Annotated in this window: 13 protein-coding genes; 9 read left to right on the plus strand and 4 right to left on the minus strand. The window is 58.9% G+C overall.

The window, feature by feature from the left end:
* The first annotated feature begins 320 nt into the window (after positions 1 to 320).
* Positions 321 to 779, plus strand: a complete 459-nt coding sequence (locus tag Q0802_RS23060) for a (2Fe-2S)-binding protein (protein ID WP_298922277.1) — start codon at positions 321 to 323, stop codon at positions 777 to 779.
* A gap of 38 nt (positions 780 to 817) precedes the next feature.
* Here the strand turns inward: Q0802_RS23060 and Q0802_RS23065 are convergent, their stop codons facing one another.
* Positions 818 to 1216 (minus strand): carboxymuconolactone decarboxylase family protein, encoded by a 399-nt coding sequence (locus tag Q0802_RS23065; RefSeq protein WP_298922278.1) that lies wholly within the window; start codon positions 1214 to 1216, stop codon positions 818 to 820.
* Entirely contained in the window at positions 1216 to 2037 is an 822-nt protein-coding gene (locus tag Q0802_RS23070; RefSeq protein ID WP_298922279.1) for a cyclase family protein, read from the minus strand. The genes Q0802_RS23065 and Q0802_RS23070 overlap by 1 nt, the downstream gene beginning before the upstream one ends.
* Positions 2038 to 2331: 294 nt before the next feature.
* Here Q0802_RS23070 and Q0802_RS23075 point away from each other — a divergent pair, with 294 nt between their 5' ends.
* Positions 2332 to 3609: an MFS transporter gene (locus Q0802_RS23075; RefSeq protein WP_298922280.1), complete on the plus strand. Its 1278-nt coding sequence runs from the start codon at positions 2332 to 2334 to the stop codon at positions 3607 to 3609.
* On the opposite strand, the gene Q0802_RS23080 is transcribed toward Q0802_RS23075, so the two are convergent.
* On the minus strand, positions 3606 to 4412 hold the full coding sequence (locus Q0802_RS23080) for an N-acyl homoserine lactonase family protein (protein WP_298922281.1): 807 nt from the start codon (positions 4410 to 4412) through the stop codon (positions 3606 to 3608). The two genes, Q0802_RS23075 and Q0802_RS23080, sit on opposite strands and share 4 nt — an antisense overlap.
* Positions 4409 to 4699 (minus strand): putative quinol monooxygenase, encoded by a 291-nt coding sequence (locus Q0802_RS23085; protein WP_298922282.1) that lies wholly within the window; start codon positions 4697 to 4699, stop codon positions 4409 to 4411. Before Q0802_RS23085 ends, Q0802_RS23080 begins: the two co-directional genes overlap by 4 nt.
* A 131-nt stretch (positions 4700 to 4830) precedes the next feature.
* Between Q0802_RS23085 and Q0802_RS23090 the strand changes: the two genes are divergently transcribed.
* The 7 genes from Q0802_RS23090 to Q0802_RS23120 all read left to right on the plus strand — a co-directional run bounded on the left by Q0802_RS23090 (position 4831) and on the right by Q0802_RS23120 (position 21740).
* Positions 4831 to 5919, plus strand: a complete 1089-nt coding sequence (locus tag Q0802_RS23090) for an isocitrate/isopropylmalate family dehydrogenase (RefSeq protein ID WP_298922283.1) — start codon at positions 4831 to 4833, stop codon at positions 5917 to 5919.
* A complete protein-coding gene (locus Q0802_RS23095) occupies positions 5916 to 6947 on the plus strand; it encodes a Gfo/Idh/MocA family oxidoreductase (protein WP_298922284.1) in 1032 nt (343 codons plus the stop codon). The genes Q0802_RS23090 and Q0802_RS23095 overlap by 4 nt, the downstream gene beginning before the upstream one ends.
* A gap of 647 nt (positions 6948 to 7594) precedes the next feature.
* Entirely contained in the window at positions 7595 to 7789 is a 195-nt protein-coding gene (locus Q0802_RS23100) for a hypothetical protein (RefSeq protein ID WP_298922285.1), read from the plus strand.
* 102 nt (positions 7790 to 7891) lie between these two features.
* Entirely contained in the window at positions 7892 to 8770 is an 879-nt protein-coding gene (locus Q0802_RS23105) for a hypothetical protein (protein ID WP_298922286.1), read from the plus strand.
* Positions 8767 to 18606: a DUF6603 domain-containing protein gene (locus tag Q0802_RS23110; protein ID WP_298922287.1), complete on the plus strand. Its 9840-nt coding sequence runs from the start codon at positions 8767 to 8769 to the stop codon at positions 18604 to 18606. The genes Q0802_RS23105 and Q0802_RS23110 overlap by 4 nt, the downstream gene beginning before the upstream one ends.
* A 9-nt stretch (positions 18607 to 18615) precedes the next feature.
* The gene (locus tag Q0802_RS23115; protein WP_298922288.1) at positions 18616 to 20733 is read left to right on the plus strand and encodes a hypothetical protein; all 2118 of its coding nucleotides are present in this window, start codon (positions 18616 to 18618) and stop codon (positions 20731 to 20733) included.
* A 2-nt stretch (positions 20734 to 20735) separates the two neighbouring features.
* Positions 20736 to 21740, plus strand: a complete 1005-nt coding sequence (locus Q0802_RS23120) for a hypothetical protein (protein WP_298922289.1) — start codon at positions 20736 to 20738, stop codon at positions 21738 to 21740.
* Position 21741: the final 1 nt, after the last annotated feature.

Below are 21741 nucleotides of genomic sequence, written 5' to 3' on the forward strand. Positions count from 1 at the left end.
CCTGGATGAGATCAACCACGGGTTCGACCTCATGCACCAAGGCAAATCCATCAGAGCCGTCGTCGAGTTCTAGGGGGGTGACCAAATTCAGGGCCTGTCATCCGGCGCGTTTTCCAAGACTGTGGCCACGATGAGATGGGGCAAACCATCCTCAGCGCGTCTTGATCTGGCGATCAGGCCACGCCACTTGGGGATTTGTCAAACTGTCGCGGGGAGTCTTCTCGCATGCGGGTGATTTCAACAGGTTCGTGACGTCACGGTCGCATTGTGGCGCGGGCGCTGGGCCGATAGAATTGTGTCATTGGCAGAAGGTTGACGTGATGAAGCTCACCGTTGATGGCAATTCGTATGATGTTGATGTGGCTGACGACATGCCGCTTTTGTGGGTATTGCGCGATACCCTGGGCCTGACATCCGTAAAATACGGTTGTGGCGTTGCCCAGTGCGGCGCCTGCACCGTGCATCTGAATGATCGCGCGATCCGCTCTTGCCAGACCGCGATATCTGACGTGGACGGCCCGATTACCACCATCGAAGGATTGGGAACGCCGGACAATCTACATATCGTGCAGCAGGCCTGGATAAAGCATCAGGTCGCGCAATGTGGCTACTGCCAATCGGGGCAGATCATGCAGGCCGCCGATCTTCTGTCGAACACGCCCAACCCCACAGACGAAGAGATTGATGAAGCGATGCGTGGCAATCTCTGTCGTTGTGGAACCTATCTACGGATTCGGGCCGCGATCAAGGCGGCCGCTGTCGCGCTGAACACGCGATAGGCGAATGAGAGCAGCCGTTTTGCCCAGCAGATTGCTGATCAATCTGTCATAAACTCTGGATCGGTCGGAACCTGCATCGATGTCACAAGGCCATTGGTTTGCATGGCCATCCCAATCACGCTCATAAGTTCGCCATGCTGCTGGGGTGTCATGCCTTTCGCCCTTGCCGCGGCTGTGTGCGAATGTACGCAATAGCTACATCCATTCGCTGTGGACACAGCGATATAGAGCATTTCCTTGACCAGCGGATCCAATGTCCCTGGGCCCATAACGGTTTTGAGACCTTCCCAGGTCGCAGCCAACAATTCGGGGTCGTTGGCCAGAGCCCGCCAGAAGTTATTGATGAAATCGGTGCCACGGGTGGTACGGATGTCGTTGAAAACGGCCAGCACTTCTGCGCTGGCCGCCTCATCTGAGATCAAGGGAACGGTCGCCATCAGACCATTGCGAAGATGCGGGCCGGTCCGCCAGAGCCGCCGACGTGGTTTGGCGCGCCGACCACAAGCGTGGCACCCGCCGCGGGCACCTGGTCGAGGCCTGCAAGGTTTTCGATGCCGTAGCGCCCAGCGGGCAACCACGCATAGTGGGTCGCAAAATCCGGAGAGGGGCCGTGATCCAGCGACAAAGTATCGACAGCCATGGCTGCAGCAGTTGTCGTTTCCAGTAACATCTGCGTGGCCTCGATGTGGAATCCGGGAAAGTGTTTTACGCCATCTGCGTCATTGCCTACGTAATCCGGGCTGGCGGTCTTGCCGGCCCAGCCTGAATGCATCGCGATGCAGGCCTTGTCGGGAATGTCGCCGTGGGCGGCAATCCAGGCATTCAGATCATCCGGTGTGACCTGTGCATCAGCGTTTCCAGCCGCCTTTGCCGCAATGTCGATAACGCAAAGCGGCACGACCAGATCGCTTACCGGTATTTCGTCAACCGAGCTACCGTCGGCAGAGAAGTGTAACGGTGCATCCACATGGGTTGCGGTGTGTTCATTGATGCTGAGATTGAACAGATTGAATCCGTTTTCGGCAAAGTTGAACTGTTGCTCCATGGAGATACCCGGCACGCCAAAGAAGGTCGGAAACTCCGGGCTGAGCTTGTGTGTCATGTCAAAGATGCCGGAATGCCCATCAGCCATTGCCGCAGGCGCGCTGGCCATCGCTCCAAGGCCCGCAGCGGCGCCAGCCGCCGCACTGGTTTTGAAAAAATCCCGCCGCGACAGCATACGTTCCTTGACTGAATTTATGACGCAAATATCACACATGGTAGTTCCTTCTCCAAATTTCGGGTGACGCGAGGCCGCCTCTGTTTTTCACCAGGCCACTGAGTTGATCGCCAGAACAAGGCGCGTAACTGCCCGCCAACTTCTGTGTCGCAATGCGCAGTTGCATTTGCCTTCAATCTCAAACCTTCCCGTCGGCAATGGTACACCGGATATTTTGTTTGACCATAGGAGAGTGCGATCTGCCGCATCACTCTGGCGTCAGCGTTTGTGGTCGGGCGCAGAAAGTTCGACGCTAGCTTGCAGTGCGTCACAATTCCGTGCCACCTTCACGGGATGCTACGCAATCTGCTCCCGCTCAGCGCCTTGTTGCTCAGCTCCGCGCTCTTGCTTTTCGCCGGTGGAACCAACAGCCTCATCCTTCCGGTTCGCGGCACGGCTGAGGGCTTTGATGCCCTGTCCCTCGGGCTTCTGGGCACCGGCTGGGCGTTGGGATATGTCGCGGGCTGCGTGGTGATGCCGATGCTGGTCAGCAGGGTCGGCCATATTCGTTCCTTTACAGTAATGGCCGCGCTAGCTGCGGTCGCCATTCTTGCGTCGTTGATCTTCTTGAAGCCTGTTGCGTGGATTCCGCTTAGGGCGCTTTCGGGTTTGTGCTTTGCTGGTGCCGCGATGATCGTTGAAAGCTGGCTCAGTGAGCGTTCGGACGCAAAAAACCGCGGGCGCATCTTCGGGACCTATACAATGGTCAATCTGGTCGCCTCGACCGCCGGGCAGATGTCTTTGACCCTTGCCTCAACCGATGGCTATTTCTTCTTTGTTCTGGGGGCGATCTTTTACGCTCTGGCACTGGTTCCGGTGGCGATCACTTCCAGTGCCAGTCCAAAACCACTCGTGAAGGTGCGTCTCGACCTGAAGGCCCTGTGGCGGAATTCGCCCGTTGCTGTTTTTGCCATTTTTCTGGTCGGCGTTTCCAACAGCGCGTTCGGAACATTAGCGGCTGTTTATGCCGGCCGGATCGGTTTGACGCTGAATTCCATCGCGCTTTTCGCAAGTATTCCGATTTTGGCAGGTGCAATAGCGCAGGTGCCGGTGGGTTTTTTGTCAGACCGAATAGATCGCCGCAAAGTCCTCGTCGGTACCGCGGTGCTGGCACTCACTGCTGACCTGGCGTTTATCTTCGTGGCACCCGAGAGCACTTTGATAAATCTTGTTCTCGTCTCACTTTTTGGGGCGTCGATTTTTTCGATGTATCCGGTCATTCTGGCGCATGCGAATGATCATGCCGAAGAAGGCAACTTCATCCAGACCAGCGGTGGCTTGCTCCTTGTTTTCGGTCTGGGTTCGATCATTGGGCCGCTTGTTGCCGGTTGGGGCATGTCGTCCATCGGCGTGTCAGGCTTGTTTCTGACAACCGTGGGGGCGCATATCCTGATGATCGCCTATGCGCTGCTGCGCATTATGACGCGCGCGCCGGTGTCCGCCGAAGAAAAAGCCGCTTTTGTCGCGGCACCGCCGGGGCGTTCCATCACGCCGGAAACGGCAGCTTTCGCCTCCGGGGAGGAGCAAGCGGAGGGAACGAAGCCCAACGATGTAGTAGACAACAGCGCCTAACCACCGCCCAGGAAATCCAGGTGGTCAGGCCCCTGATCCAACCGCCAGATGTGATCGGCCATTGCCTGCGGGAAAGATGACGCCACAAGAGGGTCATGTCCGGGCACGATCAGCTTTGGCTCGCTGGCCAGACGTTCCAATGTTTCAAAGCCGTCAAGCATGTTCTGCAGGTCAACCACGATCGGGAATGGTTTTCTTTCGAAGACATTTTCGTAATAGTGCGCGGCATCTGACGCCAGCACCATCCAGCCCGATTTGGTCCGCACGCGCACGCATTGAAGGCCGCGGCTATGTCCACCGATACAATGTACGGTCACACCGTCGTCGATTTCTGCGTCGCCGTCATGAAAGATGACCTGCCCGGAATAAAGCCGCTTGATCGCCTCGCAGATATGACCGGCGGTAAACGGCATGCGGAGGGTGTCGTGACACATGCAGGGACCGGTGGCATAGGCCATCTCGGCAGCTTGCAAATGCAGTTTCGCATTTGGAAAGAGATGCAAACCGCCAGCGTGGTCGTAATGCAGATGTGTGACAATCACGTCCCTGATGTCCGCGGGCTGCAACCCCAATGGTGCGAGTGAGATTGCCGGGTCCTGTCGGATCGGACGATCTCTTGTTTCGGCCTCGCTGGCATCATAGCCGGTGTCGACGAGGATGACTTTCTGCCCCTGCCGCAGAACCCACATGAAATAGTCCATCGGGTGCGGCGCATCGTGGTTGTCATCAAAGATAAAACTGTCACGCCGGGTCCGGCTGTTTCGATCTGCGTATTTTACTGCGTAAATTTCCCAATCGCTCACTGGATCACCGTTGCGTAGGTTCTGATGGATTTGTCTTTGATCATGTCTGCTGCTGCGGCGTCAAATTCCTTGAAGTGCTGTGTCTTCAGATGCTGTCGAAAAGCCGTCTCATCTTCATAAAGCTCGTACAAAAAAACTTCGGTGAGCCGCGCGGGATCGGTTGCGATATCAAATTGATGGCACCCAGGTTCATTTGCAAGCGATGCCCTGGCGTTGTGCTCCATCAATGGCAGAAATTCAGCCAGACGGTTGGATTTGATCGTGAAGGTGACAACAACAGCGTACATTTGTGTCCTTGCGTTTAGCGGGATGCTCATTTACGTATGCATTAATGCATACATTAAAGTTAGACTATTTGCTACCACTGAATCATATGTGGTCGAAAAAGTCTCAATCACGCTAGGGGACATAGCAACAAATGAAAGATGTTTACCGGATCGCGGTTTTTCAGGGAGATGGCATTGGGCCAGAAATAATGCAGCCTACTGTTGAAATTCTCGGCCAGCTTGCCACTCAAAGTGGCTACAACCTCAGCGTTGTTGATTACCCGGCGGGGGCCGCTCATTTTGCGAATACCGGAGAGGCGCTGCCCGCGACTTCGCTGCAAGGCGCAAAAGACAGTGACGCGATATTGCTGTCCGCGATGGGGCTGCCGTCGGTCAGATACGATGATGGTACCGAGATTTCTCCGCAAATTGATCTGCGCAAGGCTTTGAATCTTTTTGCTGGTGTGCGCCCGGTTCGCATCTTCCCCGGCCAGAAAACGCCATTGTCGCTGCCCGGCGGGCGGGAAGTTGATTTCGTTCTCATCCGGGAAAGCACCGAAGGGTTGTTTCACACACAAGGCTGCGGGGAAGTCACCGAAGAAGAGGCGCGCGAAACGCTGTTGATCACCCGTAAGACATCCGAACTTCTGTTCGATTTCGCTTTTAATTTGGCACGGGATCGTAAAGAGGCCGGGCGAGGTCCGGGGCGGGTCACCTGCGTCGACAAAGCCAATGTATTCCGCGCTTTCGCGTTTTTCCGCGAGATTTTTGACGAAACGGCCCGGCAATTTCCTGACTTGGCGCGTGATCATGCCTATGTTGATGCTATGGCGTTGTGGTTTGTTCAGAAACCATGGGATTTCGATGTATTGGTCACTGAGAACATGTTTGGCGATATTCTGTCTGATCTGGGCGCAGGTTTGATGGGCGGGTTGGGCGTGGCACCGTCGGCTGATATCGGACTGCACCATGCTGTCTTTCAACCTTGTCATGGGTCGGCGCCGGATATTGCCGGGCAGGGGATTGCCAACCCGCTGGCCATGATCCTTTCTGCCGCGATGATGCTGGAATGGCTGGGTAGGCGCCATGACCATGCGTCCCTCACAACAGATGGCGTGCGGCTTCGAGAGGCCGCCGAGAAAGTCATCGCGGAGGGCGAGGATTTGACTGGCGATCTGGGCGGAACCGCCACGACAACTCAGGCAGCCGCCGCCGTCACAGCTGCACTCGTCGCGACATGAACAGACGGTCCCAATACCGCGTGGCCTGTTTGGGTGCGGGCTACTTCAGCCAGTTTCACTACGATGCGTGGAAGCGTATGCCCTATGTCACGCTGGTCGGATCAGCGGACCATAACCTTGATGCGGCGCGGGCAACGGGCCTGCCAGCTTATGCGGAGCTGCATGAGATGTTGGTTGAGACCAAGCCTGACATTCTGGACATCATTTTGCCGCCTGGGGCTCATAAGGAAGCGATTGACACCGCGCTAGAGATCGGTGTCAAAACGATCATTTGCCAAAAACTGTTTTGCATTGATCTGGCCGAAGCAACAGGTGTGACTGAACGCGCCGAAGCCGCCGGGGCCAACCTGATCGTGCATGAGAATATTCGTTTCATGCCGTGGTATCGAACTATCCGCTCCGCCATTGATGCCGGGCAAATTGGCGCACCGTTGCAGGCTAGTTTCCGCCTGCGTCCCGGAGATGGGCAGGGCCCTCGCGCCTATTTGGATCGCCAGCCCTATTTCCAGCAGATGCCCCGGTTCCTGATTCATGAAACGGGTGTGCACTGGATTGACACCTTCCGCTTTCTTTTTGGCGATCCCACAGCGGTTTATGCTGATTTGCGTCAGATCAACCCGGTCATCAGCGGCGAGGACGCAGGGTTTTTTCTGCTCGATCATCCGGCTGGGGTCCGGACGCTCTTTGATGGCAACCGGCACTGTGATCACGTCTCAGACAACCATCGCAGGACGATGGGCGACGCAGAGTTTGAAGGCACGGACGGTACCCTGACCCTTTCCGGGGATGGCAGCGTCCGTTTTCGAGCCAAGGGGGATGTGACGGCAGAAATTCTGCTGGCGCCCGATACTGCTGGCGGATTCGGCGGCGATTGTGTGCACCATTTGCAAAACCATGTGATCAACGCTTTGCGGACGGATAGCGGCTTTGAGAATACCGCACGGAGTTATCTTGACGTGCTTCGGATCAAAGATGCAATCTATCTGTCTGCGGAAACGGGTCGGAAGATCTTTTTGGTAGAGAGTTGATCAGCAAGGGCTTTTCCGCGCAGACCTGACATGCTGATGATCCCGTGCTTGAGTCGACACACAGGTGGAATGGTCGCCTTCGAACGGCGCTGCCACATTGGAAAATGCGTATGAGGGTCGGTGCCGAGTGCCGGGCTTCTGGCATTCCCCAGGCTGACAGAATCACACCACGGCTCTCCTCGATCTCGGCGCCTCAAGGCTTCTATCGAGATCGCCCCTATCTGAGATGCGATGGCGTTGGGCAAAAATCGGCTTGTGCTGCGCGAGCTGTCGATTGGTTTGAATTTTGCCTTTGCTCAGTCGATGGAGTCCTGTTTCTGTGTGGCAAGGAAAGAATTCCTCCGTTAGCAAGCGGCAGCAAATCTTGCTCGACAGATAGGGCGCAAGCATTTGAGTTATAACCTAAAAAATTGGATACGTAACCTTGACCGCAACGAAGGCCAGCCACAATTTTGAGCGGCGCTTGGCCTTTTGGACACCTCAGCGCGGTATCAGGAAATGCCTGACACATGCGGTTCGGGGTATCGCTTGGTATCCTCGAAATCAGGCATAAATGCTAAAACTATCACTTGACTGAATTGGATAACGCTAGGTTAACTCAGGGTTGAAACCTTTTGTTCTGTTCATTTCTCTGGGGCCATTATCTCGTGTACTCACTCCTGAAGACTTTTGCCCTCAAAGACATCCTCGAACGCGAATTTCTCCCTTTTGTCATCGCTCTGATTGTCGCGCAGCTTTATTTCAAATGGGGCAGTTTTGCGCTTGAGCTGGTGGGGTTCATTTTCACTTGGTTGGTACTTGGATTTGTCGCGCAGCTGGTTTTGCGCGCCTTTCGAAAATAGCAGGTACCGCTTTAACAATTGCGGGTAGCCGCGATGTGATCATGCTCTGACGATGGGCTGATCGCGTGTGGGTCCGCGCCTCAATTCTTGAGGGAGAGAGCAATGGTGCGACGTCCGACACGGCGATCCGGTTTAGGATTGGGGTCAGCCAGCAGCGGCACCCGGCTTCTCGATATTGGCAACATGGTTGGACTGTCGCGGACGGACAAGAAACGACTTGAACGCATTCTGCGCGAGGCAGAACGGTTGCGGGGACTGCGCCCCGAAGACCTCATCATCGTACGAGACCCTGAACCTGCGCCTGATATTCTTGGGGATTTTGTCGGCAAGCTCGTCAAACCAAAAGATATGTCAGAAATTCTGGGATCGGTCATCCAGTCCCCGAACCTGCCGAAAGCCAACCAGTTGGATTTTGTCACGTCATCCATGATGGATATCTTGCGCAAGAAGGTCCCGCAATCGCTCCCCAAAACGCCGGTGCCCATTGGGAAGAAAGGGGCCGACCTTCCCGTGACGTCAAAAGGGCTGACACAATTGTTGCAACTGGCGGCAGTGCGTCTTTCCGAAGAGCAAGAAAGCGTGGTGTGGGATGACGGCATCAATCAACTCTTGGTGCACGCGTCGCGGATGAGGGCGACGCTCACCGACGGAATGGTCCGGGTCGACATCCCTGTCGAAGCGGATGGGTTGCGCGCGACAATGCAAATTCCCTTTGCGGTTGGAGGTGAGGAACGCCTGACGGGTCTGGTCATGGCGACCACGGACCGGCCGGCAGGGAATGCTTTGGTTGCGCAGGTTTGGGGCTCTTCGCTGATTGCCCTTGCCCATGGTGCCCTGATCTCCGCCAGTGAAAGCCTCGCCGGAGCTTCCGGGCGTGATCCGCAAAATCGCCGTCTGATCCCACGGGCACTGGTGGCGCGCCGCGGCATGCTTGTGGTCGAAAGCCAGGCCCGCTTCAACTTCAAGGAGGCTCGTCCATGAACGCGTTTTCGCCGGATGAATTTGGCGATACCGCAGATCTGCTGCGCGCCTTGGGGCTGGTCAAGCCGGACGGTACTTTCAACAGCGACTGGTTGGGTGATCCGCAAAGATATCTCAAAACGATGCTGGCCGATGATTTGCAGCGTCAGGCGCTGTTTGATTTCGTCGCCACTCTGCGCGGCGGTGAAACCGAACGCGACGCTGAGAACCGGTTGTGGATAGAGCTGTTCGCCGAGGATCTGGGCGGCGGCGCGAAAATCACCTTTTTCGTTGTTGCCGATGATACGCCCACGAGCGAGGTTCATCTCTTTCTGGGCGCGCGGTTCACCACCAGCGCGCCGCTGGCGGCAAGCCAGTCGTCTTTGATGTTCCCTCTTTTTCGGGCAGGAAAAGGCACCAGCTCTCCTTCATCGCCCGAGTTGATTGCCCAGCCGGGCGGTTTTATCGCTGTCACGAGTGAAGTGACGATTGCCGATACGCCAGCCCCCCCCGGTGATGCGGGGCTACAGGCTGTTGGTCTGCGCCTGCTCGTGCCAACACATGACGCTGATGGTGACCCACAAGTCGGTCTGACATTACGCGGATTGCAATTGCCGGGCCAATCCACGGGCCGTGATCTGGTACTCTCGCTAACCGATCCAGACGGGCTGCGTGACGCAGGCATCGAACTTATCATCGGGTTGATACAAGCACAGGTGGGCGGTACGGCGGGCGCGCAAATCCTGGCTTTTGCCAAGTTGATTGGCCTTGCTGACGATCCCACCATACCGGCGCTGCCGATCGAGGATATCTTCAACCGTGGTATTGATGCCCTGGGCGACTGGCTTGCGCAGGTTCTGGGCGATGTACCGCGTCGCACAGCCTGGTTGCAAGCACTCGCCGATCTATTGGCCAATGGCGCGACAGTGCAGAACAACGATGTGGTGTTACCCATCGGAACAGCGGCCATACGCCTGGGCCTGCTGGCAGAGGCGGGGGCATCGGGAAAGCCCGTTATCACTGTCTCAGCGGCCTTCGGATTGCAGGACGGTATCGCCGAAGTTGGCCTGCGCGCGGATTTGGTCAAACTCGATCTGGGGTCGGGGACAGCCACAGCTGTTCCGAAGCTACGGGCCGAAGCGCGTTTTGATTTATCATCTCTCGTCATGCCGAATGTGTCTGTGGACACGTTTGTTGTCGGATTTGGGCTCAACGAGGCGCGCCGTCCCGTTTTGGTCATCGAACTGCTGAACGCCGTGTTGTTCAATACCGCGCACCCGCGGCTCGATCTGACAAACCCGGACGCGCTTGCGGCCACCGCAGCGCAGGCCATTACCGACGCTTTGGCAGAGGTTCTGGGCAATCTGGGGCCAGCGGGCGATCTGATCGCCGTAGCCCTCGGCTGGCAGGCTCCGCCCGGGGCCAGCGCAGGGTATCCGCAGATTGATTTGCTGGAATTCCTGGGCGATCCGCTTGGATTGCTGCAATCTCATTGGAATACCGTTTTTACGGCTCACGCGGCAGATGTTCCGGCGGTTTTGACCAGCCTGCGCCATCTTTTGACCGGCGACGCAACGCCCGGTGCCGTCACGGGGGAGGGGACAGATGCCAGCCCTTGGGTTTTGCCACTTGAGGCCGGGTTGCATGTCGCCCTTTGGCGTGATGCCTCCGCGCGGCTGGTCATTGGTCTGGTGTTTTTGCGGCAAGTGGATACGCTGGGAGAACGCTGCACCGTCATTGAAACCCGAATACGGGTCGGCATCGTAGCGCTCGACCTTGGTACCGGTGCCGCAGGTTTTCTGCCCGAAATTCTGTTGCGCGGTCTTGCGCGCGCGCGCGGCGGCGGGCGGCTTAGCACCGATCAGGGAGCTTTGCGCCTTGAAGTTGATCACCTTGCCCTGCGTGCCCGCTGGATCCCCGAGACCGGTTTGAAATTTGGTTATGAGGCTCCCAATCCGGGTGTTTCAATCGATGGATTGCAAATCCCCATTGATGTCCCCGATCTCTCGGGTGGGATTGACACGGCCATTGCGTCTATCACGGCCGCGCAATGGGAAGCCCTCGAAAGGCTGGCGGCGCTTCTGGCCGAGCAACTCAATCAGGCTTGGTTGAACGATCTGATCGAGGCGCTGGGCTGGCGTCGTCAAGCCCCTGTTCTGGGCAGCCCGCCCAAGCATCGTCTGGCATTGGCTGATCTGGTTGCGGACGCCCAATCTGCGCTGCGGCAGTGGTTTGCGCGGTTGTTGTCAGACGCTGAAAGCCAATTGCAGGATCAGTTGCAACCGCTGGCGCGGTTTCTGTCGCATTTGCCCGGGACCGGTCTGCATGTCACAGGGCGTGGAACGATAGCCGACCCTTGGCGGATTGCTCTTTTTGCCAGCGTCGATGCACCAGCCCTCGCGGTCTGGCGACAACCGGACGCGCCACTTCCTGTCCCCAGCGCGCTGCAGTCACTGCCGTTGCGACGTTGGAGACCGGGGGCCGATGGCCTGGAGCCCGGGCAACTGGCACAGGCCATTCTGAGCGAGTTTCCCGAGGTTGTCGGCCCGAATGGTGCCGGTCTCGCACAGAATGCTATCAGTGCGGGACTGCTGGGGCTTTCGCGCCTGTGGCAAGGCAGCGATGGGCAAGTGCGCCCGCCCAGGATTGCCCTGCCAGGCTCCACCGTTCATGTGATCCAGAACCAGACCGCTGAAGCGCTGTTTGAGAGTATCGACCTTACGCCCATCATCGGTTCCACACCGCCGACGGAAATTCATGTACGTGTCCTGCGGTCCGGTGCCACGATTGACCCGGCATTGGACATGGCCCGCGTTCTCGACATGCGTGAGGCGGGACGTGATCCGCTCGCCTTTACGCCGCTGCCATCGGAATCGGGTATCTGGCACATCCTTCTGGCCCCGCGCGCAGACGCCGGATTGCCTATCGGCGATCCCGATGGCGTGGCCGGCCAGGTTGCGCGTTTGCGCCACGGCTTGTCGCTCATCGCAAGCCAGGCGGATGCGACCGTCGTTGCGGATCGCGCGGCCGGTCATGCGTGCTGGATGGCCTTGAACGAAATGGGCAGTGGACTTGACCGCCTGGTGACAATCGGCCTGCCGGTTGTCGCAGATCAGGTGCCGTCGCCCCTGCCAGCTGCCGAAGCCGAGATGCTGCGTCGCTTGTCCGAATTCATGCCCGATCCGGACGTGGCGGTGCCGGATGACGATGATCTGGCCCGCGCCCGAAATCTGCTGGAAATCTATCTGGGTGCCCGCGCCGCCCCTTTGGCGGAGATGGCTTTGCCATCGGGTTGGACCGGCACGAAGCGCGCCGATCTTTCGCTTTATCTGGTCTATGGGGTTCTGGACAGCGCCACGATCAGACGCGCATTGAGCGCGACGGCCGCTGCGGGCCTGAGCCTCAATGCGCAAGCAAGAGATACGCGCCGGGCCCTGCAGAAAATCACCTCTGCTTCGATGGGGGCCTGGGTGCCGTTGTCCAGTGCGCCCGGAGCGTCCGGCCTGATCATCGAGGGTCATGCGCTCGCGGAAATCGTCGGTGTGAACCTCGATTTCAGCTCCGGTATTCCATCCGCCCAACCGCGTCAGGCCCATGCCATCTGCGTCGCGATGGAATTGCGCCATTCCAATGGCTGGCTGATTGGCGGGCCACAAGCTGCACCCCTGCCACTGGATCTCGAGCTGAGGTCCGTAGAAATCGACCTGAGTGTCACACTTGGCGGGGGCGATGCTGACCTCAACCGGGCACAGATTGTTTTGCACGGCGTCCGGATTCACGACAGAAGTTTCCCGCGCCTGGTACTCTCGCCCGATCTGGCACCTGGTGATCTGGGGATGGACGGGCTGGCCGCACCAACCACACCCGAAATTCAGGATTTGCTTTCGCAGGTCTTCGGTCAATTGTCGGGCAGCGCTGACACGGCCTTGGCCAAAGTTGCCGACGCTCTCCGGGCACTTGGCATTCTCGGGCCGGGGGATGGTTTTGATCCATTATCCTTGTCCAACTGGCTTGATGACCCCGCCGCGCGCCTGCGTGATGTCCTCGCAAATCCCGCGATGCGCAACCAGCTGATGACCCTTATCGGCGATGCGACGTCATCTGTCAGCGGGGTCAATTTCGACCCGGTTGCACGTCAGGTCTCACTGAGCCTCTCAGGGGCGACAGGAATGCCCGTCTTTACGGAATGGGCTGTTTCAGGATCGGTCGGAGCAACAGGTGTTACCGGGGCAACCTTGCGGCTTGGTGCTGAAACGGACACGCATCTCAACGTGCCGCTGACACCGTTTTCGGCGTCCCTGAACCTTGGGACGACCCATGCGGAGGCATTGGGCGGCATTCCACCCAGCGTACCGCTCTGGCCCACGCCGGATTTGATACGCATCGGAAAAACCGCACTTCCGGCGCTTGCCGCAACGGGTCTGGCGCGCCTGCTCGACGAACTCAGGCATGCGGATCTCGGTGCGCGCGGGGTTGTGGATGCGGCGTTGACCGGGCTTGGCTTGCTTGATCTGTCTGATCCTGAGGGTCGCGTCGTCATACCGCCGCTGATGTTCATTGATCCCGGAACCTGGTTGCGGCAAGGCACCGTTCTTGGGGCGGTAGGCGGCAAAACTGTCCGTGCCGACCGCGTGATTGCCCTTATGGACGCGTTCAAACCGCTGGTTGGTTTGGCCGGAACCTCCGGTGTCTGGGAAATTGCTCCCGGATTGTCGCTGCGTGCCCGCGATGTCGGGGGCCTGGTGTTGGATTTCGGCTTTGATCCGGCGCTCTTCATGCCCGGGGCGGATGTGGATTTTGGCGGCGCAGTGGGACTGAAAATTGATGCCAACGGGCGGGTCCTGCCCCATATCGCGGTATCCGTTGGCCTGAGTGGGGGGCCGGTCGGCACACGGGCGGTACATCTCGCCGTTGATAGCGGGGCCGTGCGCCTTTTCCTGCGCGACAGCGCGGCGTCTGATCTGGAAATCTACCCCAATCCAGCAGGCATCGCGCAGCTTGCCACGGCGGGGATCACGGCGGCGTTGCCCGCAGCCCTTGACGCCATCGTCGCGACCAGCACGCCTGCCGGTGATCTGTTGGCAGATGTCGGCGATGCGCTCTTGCTGCGACAGGCGGGAAGCTTTGATGTCCCGGCGCTGAGTGCCTGGGTGAGCGATCCGGCAGGGACCCTCGAAGCCCGATGGCCTGCGCTGTTGACCTCGGGACTGGTACGTTTGGGGGCAGTCTTGCCGCCTGGTGTGGCTGTCTCCGCCACTGCCGGTGGCTTGCAGGTCGAGGTCGCCAACGCGGGCACCCCCGGCTCGACCGTTTCGGTGATCTTCAACACCAGCCCGGTTTGGGTCGAACTCGGCGCAAACATTGTCGGGGTGCCCTTTGCCAATGGCACCTCCGCAAGCCTGCGGTTTGACGCAACCGGGCTTGCCCGGATGCAAATGGGTATAGGCCCTGCCGACATTCCCTTGAGTGATGGGATCAGTCTGCGCCCTGTATTCGCATTGGATGTTGGTAGCGCTGTTGCCGCTCCCTTTGTGTCCACGGGTTTGGCCGTAGATGCGGCTAATACCCATGCGCTGGTCATGCGATATGATTTCAACAGCGAAACGTTTGATTTGGGGTTCGGATCGAACACGCCCGCGGAAATTGCCAGCGGGATCATGCATTTCGCGATCGATCTGCTGGGAACCTTCCTGCTGCAATTGGACGAGCTGCAAAGCGTTCTGGACGAGACCATCGGTGGCAGCGACATTCGCGGCGTTCTGACCGGCGTGTTGCTGAAACCCGGCGGGTCGTTGGACCCGGAGCTTTTCCGGGTTATCCGGAACCCTGGCGAGACATCGACACAACTGCTGGAAAGTAAGCGAGACCGCATCCTCACGCTGATCAATAACATTGCCGTGGCAGGTCCTTCCGTCAGCATCGGTGGTGAGCTCAACATCCGTTTTGAGTCTCTGGACGGGGTTCTGGGGCTCAAGCTTGAACTGCCCGGAAGACTGCCCATCGTCGAAGGCGACATCGCGCTATGGATCGAGAACGACAGCCGCTGGATCATCGGCGGTCCTGCCGCTGGAATGTTCATCGGGATCATGAAGGAAACTGCCGGATCGTTCGATTTCAAACCGGTGCTTTCCGTGGACGGGGTTGGTTTGCGCGTGGGACGCACCAATGCGCCGCTTCTGGACAGCCCGATTGCCATCGGATCGGTCGCTTTGCATGTCTTTGCGCGCATTACCGAAGACGAATTGCTGGGCGGGGCTCAGGTGCAATTGTCCGAGCTTGCCGTTGCCGTGGGCGATGCCGGTGGGTCTGAGACGGGCGAGGAGGCCAATGAAGATGCCAACCCGGTTGCCGAAGGGATGCTGGCCGAAACCAATGATGGTGACGCCCCGCTTGCACCTTCTTTCAGCCCGGCCCTGTCGATCCAGACCCGCCCGTCGGCTGATGGCGGCGGGGTTGCCTTCAGATTTGTCGCAGGCGACGGCGAAGGACCCTGGTGGCTGCCCGTCCGTAGCCAGTTTGGTCCCATCTACATCGACCAGATCGGGCTGGGTACGCAGGTTTCCGCAGATACGTTGCAATCCATCTCTCTGTTGTTTGACGGCAATGTTTCGATCGCCGGTTTGCAGGCGGCGGTGGACGATCTGGAGTTGCGTTACCGGTTGGATCGAGGCGGCATATTCGATCCCAAATCCTGGGCGGTCGATCTGGCCGGGCTAGCCATTTCGGCCGACATGTCGGGCGTGGCTCTGGCGGGCGGGCTGCGCAAGTTCGGGGATGGCGCAAATGTAGAGTACATTGGCATGCTCACCGCGCGTTTTGCGACCTATGGCTTGTCCATTTATGGCGGTTATGCCTCCATTGTTAACCCCGAGCGTTATGCGGCGTTCTTTGCATTTGGTGCCGTTCTTGGGCCCTTTGGCGGCCCGCCGGCCTTTTTCCTGACGGGCATCGGCGGCGGTTTTGGTATCAACAGGGGGATCAATCCTCCCGAAAGCCCCGGGGATTTCGACGACTTCGTCATGATCAACGCGCTTGATCCGGCCTTCGGGACGCCGGACAACCTGATGGAATATATGGGGCAAGTGCGCGGGGCCTTCCCACCGACGCGCGGCAAATTCTGGTTCGCAGCGGGGATCAGTTTCACCTCATTTGCCCTGGTCGATGGCGTGGCCGTTATCGCGGTGGAATTTGGCCAAGGGTTCGAATTGTCCATTTTCGGGCTCGCGCGCATGGCATTGCCGCGTCCCGAGGCGGCCCTTGTGTCCATCGAACTTGGTCTGATTGCGCGTTTTTCCACCGAAGAAGGCGTGATCTGGATACAGGCGCAACTGACCGACAACTCCTGGCTTTTGCATGAAAGCGCGCGCCTGACCGGTGGTTTTGCCTATGTCAGCTGGTTCAAGGGCGACAAGGCCGGGCAGTTCGTTCTGACCCTCGGCGGCTATCACCCCAATTTCCACCGCGATGGTTACCCCGTCGTGCCGCGACTGGGTTTCAACTGGTCGGTCAGCAGCAATATTGTGATCAAGGCCGAAACCTATTTCGCGCTCACGTCAGAAGCGATCATGGCAGGGGGGCTCTTTGAGGCCAGCGCCAAGTTCGGACCGGCTTTCGCCCATGTAAGTTTTGGCGGTAACGCCATCGTCTATTTCGATCCTTTCAACTACGAGGCCGACGCCCATGCGCGTGTCTCCGCCGGTATCCGCATCAAGACATGGTTCGGCACGATCAAGCTGTCGTTCTCCCTTGGCGCCTATATCGAAGTCCGCGGTCCGAGGTTCCATGGCACTGCGCGGATCGAAGTTGGCCCGATCGACATTCGTGTCCGGTTTGGCAACAGCTCGAAGATTCCCGGTCAACTGATCGCCTGGTCTGCCTTTGCTGAAAAGTATCTGGAACTGGCATCAAACGAACGCGCCCGCGCACTCAGCGGTATTTCCGGCCGGGGGGCCATTCCACCTGCCGGCAGCGATGGCGATGAACCCGGTACCGCGGATGGCACCGCGGCGCATCCGTTTGACGTCATGAGTGAGTTTGAGTTGTCATTTACCAGCACGATTCCTCTGACACGGATCGACTGCGACGGCTTCCTGCCAGCCATGGGGACAGCGCCCAATCTTGGCATCGCACCATCAGGTAAAACCGTTACGTCCTCGACGTTGAACATGCGGCTGACGCGGGATTTTGGCGGCCCCGCTTCGCTGAATCATCCTGCACAGATCAAAGCGACGGCCCGGCGTACTGGGAAATTCCCGATTGGTGTCTGGGGGCGGCCTGCCGAGACCAAGAAACTCCCCAAGGGCGATGTTATTTCGGCGGCCGAGGGCATTGATTTCAAATTCGTCGCTGCCATGGTTGGTCGTATTCCCGAAGCCTCAACGGGCGGGGTCGCCTTCGATCAGGTCGAGCATGATGTGCGCAAACCACTGCCCCTGCGTGCGGCGGGTACGATCCGGGCCAGTCTTGTCCGCGAGGCACAAAAGCAGCGCGCGCTGCTGAGCACGATGGACGCGCGGGATATGCCCGCGATTGCAACCGACTGGCATGGCGAAGATCGTGCGCCCACGGCGCGTCGTTCCTGGGCGCGGGAGCGGGCCGTTCCGATGCGGGTTGGTCTTTTGTCCGAACGTATCATCGGCACCGCCGCACCGGGGCGAAAGCGCCCTATGCCGAGACCCGGTCAGACAACCGTTACGGTAGGATTTGGCAAGGCAAAACTGCGCGGCTTGATGGCGCAGCCCACACGCGCGGGGCGCAAAGCATGGCTTTCAGCACAAACGAAAGTTACCGCAGCGACGCAGGCCGCGAGCCAGCTCAAACGGATTGCCCCACCCCAACTGGCGGCCAATGCAACGCTTGGGCGGGCAGCACCGGTCCTGCTCAGGGCCCAAATCGGAGTTCCCAAGGCCGCCAAGACACTTGTCGCGCCGGCCGCCGTTCCGGAAACCTTGTCGCCGATGTCCCCGGCCTCGGCTGGACGTGCCCGGGCGTCTGCGCCAGATCGCAAATCTCTGGCAGCTGTTGAAGCCATGGTGACAGAGCGTTCCGCTGCGCGCCGCAGGCAAGGGCGCGGTCTGAGCGCGGGCGAAATTGCGGTATTTGATTTGCCGGGATCATCCGGCACGGTGAAATTCCCGACCGCAGGGACGCTGCGCGTTGCCGGAAACGCGCGTGTGGTTGTGATCGGATCCGGCGGCGAGATCATCCAAAGCGAACGCAACCAGAACCGTGTCGCTTTACCCTCCGAGAGCATGTCTTTCGCGGTGCTGGCAGGCGAAGAGGACGCTGCAAGTGATCTGGCCGGATGGCTGGAAACGACGGAAGTTGCCTACCTCGGGCACGGGCTTGCGCGCTGTTCCGGAGGGTTCGTGCGTGCGGAAGGTGCCAGCAGAGCGCGCGCAGGCAAGCGGTCTGGCTCCGGTTGGATGGTTGCGCGCAATCTCACCGATCAATCCGCGCTGGTGGAGACTCGGTTTGACCGACCCGCCCAGAGCCTCGCAATTCTGATTGAGGGCACGGTTTCGACGGAAGAGCTCGCGGCTTTGGCCGTTCGCTTCGAGGGGATCGATACCACAGAAACGACCCCTCAACTGGTGCCCTTCGACGGCAAAACGCTGATCGTCTACAGCCTCGATCAAGATGGTAAACCCCAACCCTTCTCTATTGGTATTGGCGGGCGCACGGATGACCGTCTTGACGGCGTTGTTGCGGCCCGGACCACAGCGGATCAACTGATTTCGCGCCTTCTGAACAATGCCGTGCGGCTCGATCTCGAAACCCTGTCGGGCGGCAACAGCAAACCCGTGACCGCTCAATGGACAGCGCCCGCCAACCTGCGCGTAACGCAGTCGGAATAGGATAGGATTATGGTCGCCCGAGGAAAATTCTTCTTATACGACAGCATCACACCGGCGCTGACAGCGGGCAGCTATACGCTCAGCTCAGACCTTGATGTGCAGGCCAGCGACGGCACACCCCTGCCGGTTGCACCGCTGAATACACATTTCAATGTCACGGCGCCCCGTCTGAAACTGCCACCCGATCAGGCGCTGATGACATTCCCGCCTGCCAATTCCGAAGGCGCATATGAATCGCGCCTGCCACAGATTGTTCTGAAAAAGCGCACCCTGCCCTGGGACCGAAGTGCAGCGAACCCCGGTGCAGTCTTTCATGGCCAGACGGTTCAGACCACGACGCCTTGGTTGGCGCTGGTTATCATTGCCGAAGGCGAGGGGCAGATTGTTCACGACCAGCCCTGGCAGGAATGCGTCACCCCGGGCAAGACGCTGGACGGCAACAAGGATGTGCCGCGTGCAAGCTACCTGTCGGTGCCGCAGTCGACGGTCACGGCGGTTTTCCCGACCGTGGATGATCTGACGTTGCTGACCCATGTGCGTGAGGTCAATCCCGATGATACCGAAAACGCGATGGGGGATGATGACGGCTTTCTGGCCGTGGTGATCGGCAACAGGATGCCGCAATACGATACGCAGAATTGCAGACCGAAGGCCTACACGGCTTGTCTGATCAATCTCGAAGGGCAGTTGGACGCTTTGCCACCCCCGGCACCTCCCCGGAATTTCTTTGAGATGTCGGATCTCTTTTTGAATGAGGAACTGGCCGGCTACGCGGCATCGGTCTCTTCCGGTACGGCAGTGCCGCAAAAGGTCAGTACGGATGCGCGCCTGCTGGATCTTGGCGATAGCGATGCCATGGCCGACGCCGTGCGACGCGGCGAGGTTGTCTTTCACAATGGCAACCTTGTGGATCGGGCCGGTGCCACCCCTGACGGGTTGAACGTGCTTGGCCGGATGGATTCGATCTCTTTTCTCGAAAGTGATTTTTCCGCGGTAAGGGCAACCACAAGCGCGGCAACCCATGATGAGGTGCGCCGGGTCGAGGGAAGCTTCTCCGCCTTCAACTTCCCGCTCGAAATTCTGTTCCCGGAGAAGTTCTTCCGCTTCCCGGTGCTCACCTCCTGGCGTTTCACCTGTTCGGGCGCGGGGAGCTTCCGGCAACTGATGACCTCGCTTGATGTCGGGCTGCTGGGAACCGTCTCGGAAGGGGGATACGCGCGCGCCTTGCCCAAGTGTGCGCCCGACGTGCAGGGCGATGATCCGGGCAGCGATCCGGTCACGCAGTTGCCCCTTGAAACGGCTGAAACCGGTCACGTTGGACTGCCGCACCTGACCCGTACGGGCGAGAACGCCAATGCGTGGTATCGCGGCCCGTTTTCGCCGCATCAGCTGTTACGCAACCCCTTGGCGCAGGAAGCGCAATTCCCGGTGCTGGCACATGTCAGTGATCATTTGCGGATGATGACACCCGATGGGCGCGAGGATGTCTCTCTGGCCGTGGCTTTCGAGACCGGGCGCTTACTGGCAATGTCGCAACCGTCCTTCGTGGCGGCGATGCAGCGCTGGCGCGCGGAGCAATTCGGCGCAAGCCGGGCACGGTTGGTCCAACAGACTGTGTTCCTGGAAAGCCGTGATATCCTCGGTCGCCTGCTGGATGATTTCGATGAAGACAGGATTCTCGACGCGATCAACAAAGGCCTCGTCTCTGAGCTCATGGAGGGCGGGATCATCCGCGCCATGGAACTGCGGCGTGAAAGGGTTATTTCCACGCCCGTCGAATTGGTCAATCCCGGGACCCAAGCGGTGGGACTGGCCGGGGACTTCAATGCTTTTCTGGCGGATGGGCTCGGGATGGACCGCGCGCTTGTCAATCAGATCGCAGCACAACCTGACAACCTTGATACGTTTGCCGCTTTGCAGGCTTCTGAACCGGGCCGTGTGAGCAGCGCGGAGATTGACCTCAACGGCCAGGTCGAAGGCCAATTGGGAGACGTTCTGACGACGGGTGTTTTCGATCTCGCGAAAACGGCGATCGGAACCGACCGGATCAGGGAAGATACCATACGGGACCTGGATGAATTCTCGTCGTTCGACAGCTTCGTCAAAGACCGTTTTGAGAGGAACTGACCATGGCTTTGTCTCATAATATGACATTGCAGTTGATTGCCGACGCCGTGACAGAAGGTGCCGAAGCGACGGTTGCGCCTCCTGAAATCCTGTCTTTTCTGGCCAAGCTGAGGATGCTTGACGGGGTCCCTTTCAACAATTTGGTTCCAGACACTGAGCTGTTGCCAAACGAATCCATCCGATTCTTTTACCTCGACCGCGCCTGGACAGATGCGTTGGTTCAGGGTGCGTTAAGTGTTGCCACGACCAACACCATTGAACGCGGCCAGCTGGAACGATTTTACCCGCAGATCGAGGGTGAAGTGGATGATGCGGAGCGCCGTTACCGCGCACCGGGTGGCGAGCCGCTGCTGCGCGGGACCGCGGGCGTCGTAACCGGTTTTTTGCTGCGCTCCGCTGCTGTGGCGGGGTGGCCGGGGTTGCACGTGCGCGCCTACAAGGATGAGCCGGGACCGAATGATACCGATATCCACCCGGAATCTCACCCCAGCCGGATCAAGCTCTTGCGTCTTGAAAGGCTTTCCCCGGCTGTTCTGCTGGCCATGTTCGATGGCATTCCCAAAGTGCTGCACATTGAAGAGCCGCGTCAGGGCATTCAGTTTGGGGTCAACCTCAAAACCTCGGCACGCGGGCGCACCACTGCGACGGTTCCAGCCCGTAACGTCCGAAACGGTAACTATGTTGACAAGAATGGCGCCGAACCAAAGGACCCGACGCAAGCGCAGCAAATCCCTGTACGTTTCCGACTGGGCGCGGCGGGTGTTCTTGATCTGAGCAACACCGCGCGTGCATTTGCCTCTGCAAACACGACAAACATGAGCGCCGGTCCGGGTGATCCTGTTGACGGGGCCGAGTTCGCATTGCAGATGATCCGGTTTCCGTTTCGACAGGTGTTTGCGCAGGATGCGGGAACAACCGCCACTCAGAACGACGCCTTCAAGCCAACGGTTGCGAAGGTTGCCGAGCGCTACACCCAGGTTCTCAAACAGAAACTCGGGGAGATCTGAA

Origin of the sequence: uncultured Roseobacter sp., assembly GCF_947495275.1 — a bacterium.
Lineage (GTDB): Bacteria > Pseudomonadota > Alphaproteobacteria > Rhodobacterales > Rhodobacteraceae > Roseobacter.

Excerpts from the sequence above, each read along its gene's own strand:
- Q0802_RS23120 (WP_298922289.1), top strand. The coding sequence starts at position 20,736 with ATGGCTTTGTCTCATAATATGACATTGCAGTTGATTGCCGACGCCGTG.
- Q0802_RS23105 (WP_298922286.1), top strand. The coding sequence starts at position 7,892 with ATGGTGCGACGTCCGACACGGCGATCCGGTTTAGGATTGGGGTCAGCC.
- Q0802_RS23115 (WP_298922288.1), top strand. The coding sequence starts at position 18,616 with ATGGTCGCCCGAGGAAAATTCTTCTTATACGACAGCATCACACCGGCG.
- Q0802_RS23060 (WP_298922277.1), top strand. The coding sequence starts at position 321 with ATGAAGCTCACCGTTGATGGCAATTCGTATGATGTTGATGTGGCTGAC.
- Q0802_RS23085 (WP_298922282.1), bottom strand. The coding sequence starts at position 4,699 with ATGTACGCTGTTGTTGTCACCTTCACGATCAAATCCAACCGTCTGGCT.
- Q0802_RS23095 (WP_298922284.1), top strand. The coding sequence starts at position 5,916 with ATGAACAGACGGTCCCAATACCGCGTGGCCTGTTTGGGTGCGGGCTAC.
- Q0802_RS23065 (WP_298922278.1), bottom strand. The coding sequence starts at position 1,216 with ATGGCGACCGTTCCCTTGATCTCAGATGAGGCGGCCAGCGCAGAAGTG.
- Q0802_RS23070 (WP_298922279.1), bottom strand. The coding sequence starts at position 2,037 with ATGTGTGATATTTGCGTCATAAATTCAGTCAAGGAACGTATGCTGTCG.
- Q0802_RS23110 (WP_298922287.1), top strand. The coding sequence starts at position 8,767 with ATGAACGCGTTTTCGCCGGATGAATTTGGCGATACCGCAGATCTGCTG.
- Q0802_RS23075 (WP_298922280.1), top strand. The coding sequence starts at position 2,332 with ATGCTACGCAATCTGCTCCCGCTCAGCGCCTTGTTGCTCAGCTCCGCG.
- Q0802_RS23090 (WP_298922283.1), top strand. The coding sequence starts at position 4,831 with ATGAAAGATGTTTACCGGATCGCGGTTTTTCAGGGAGATGGCATTGGG.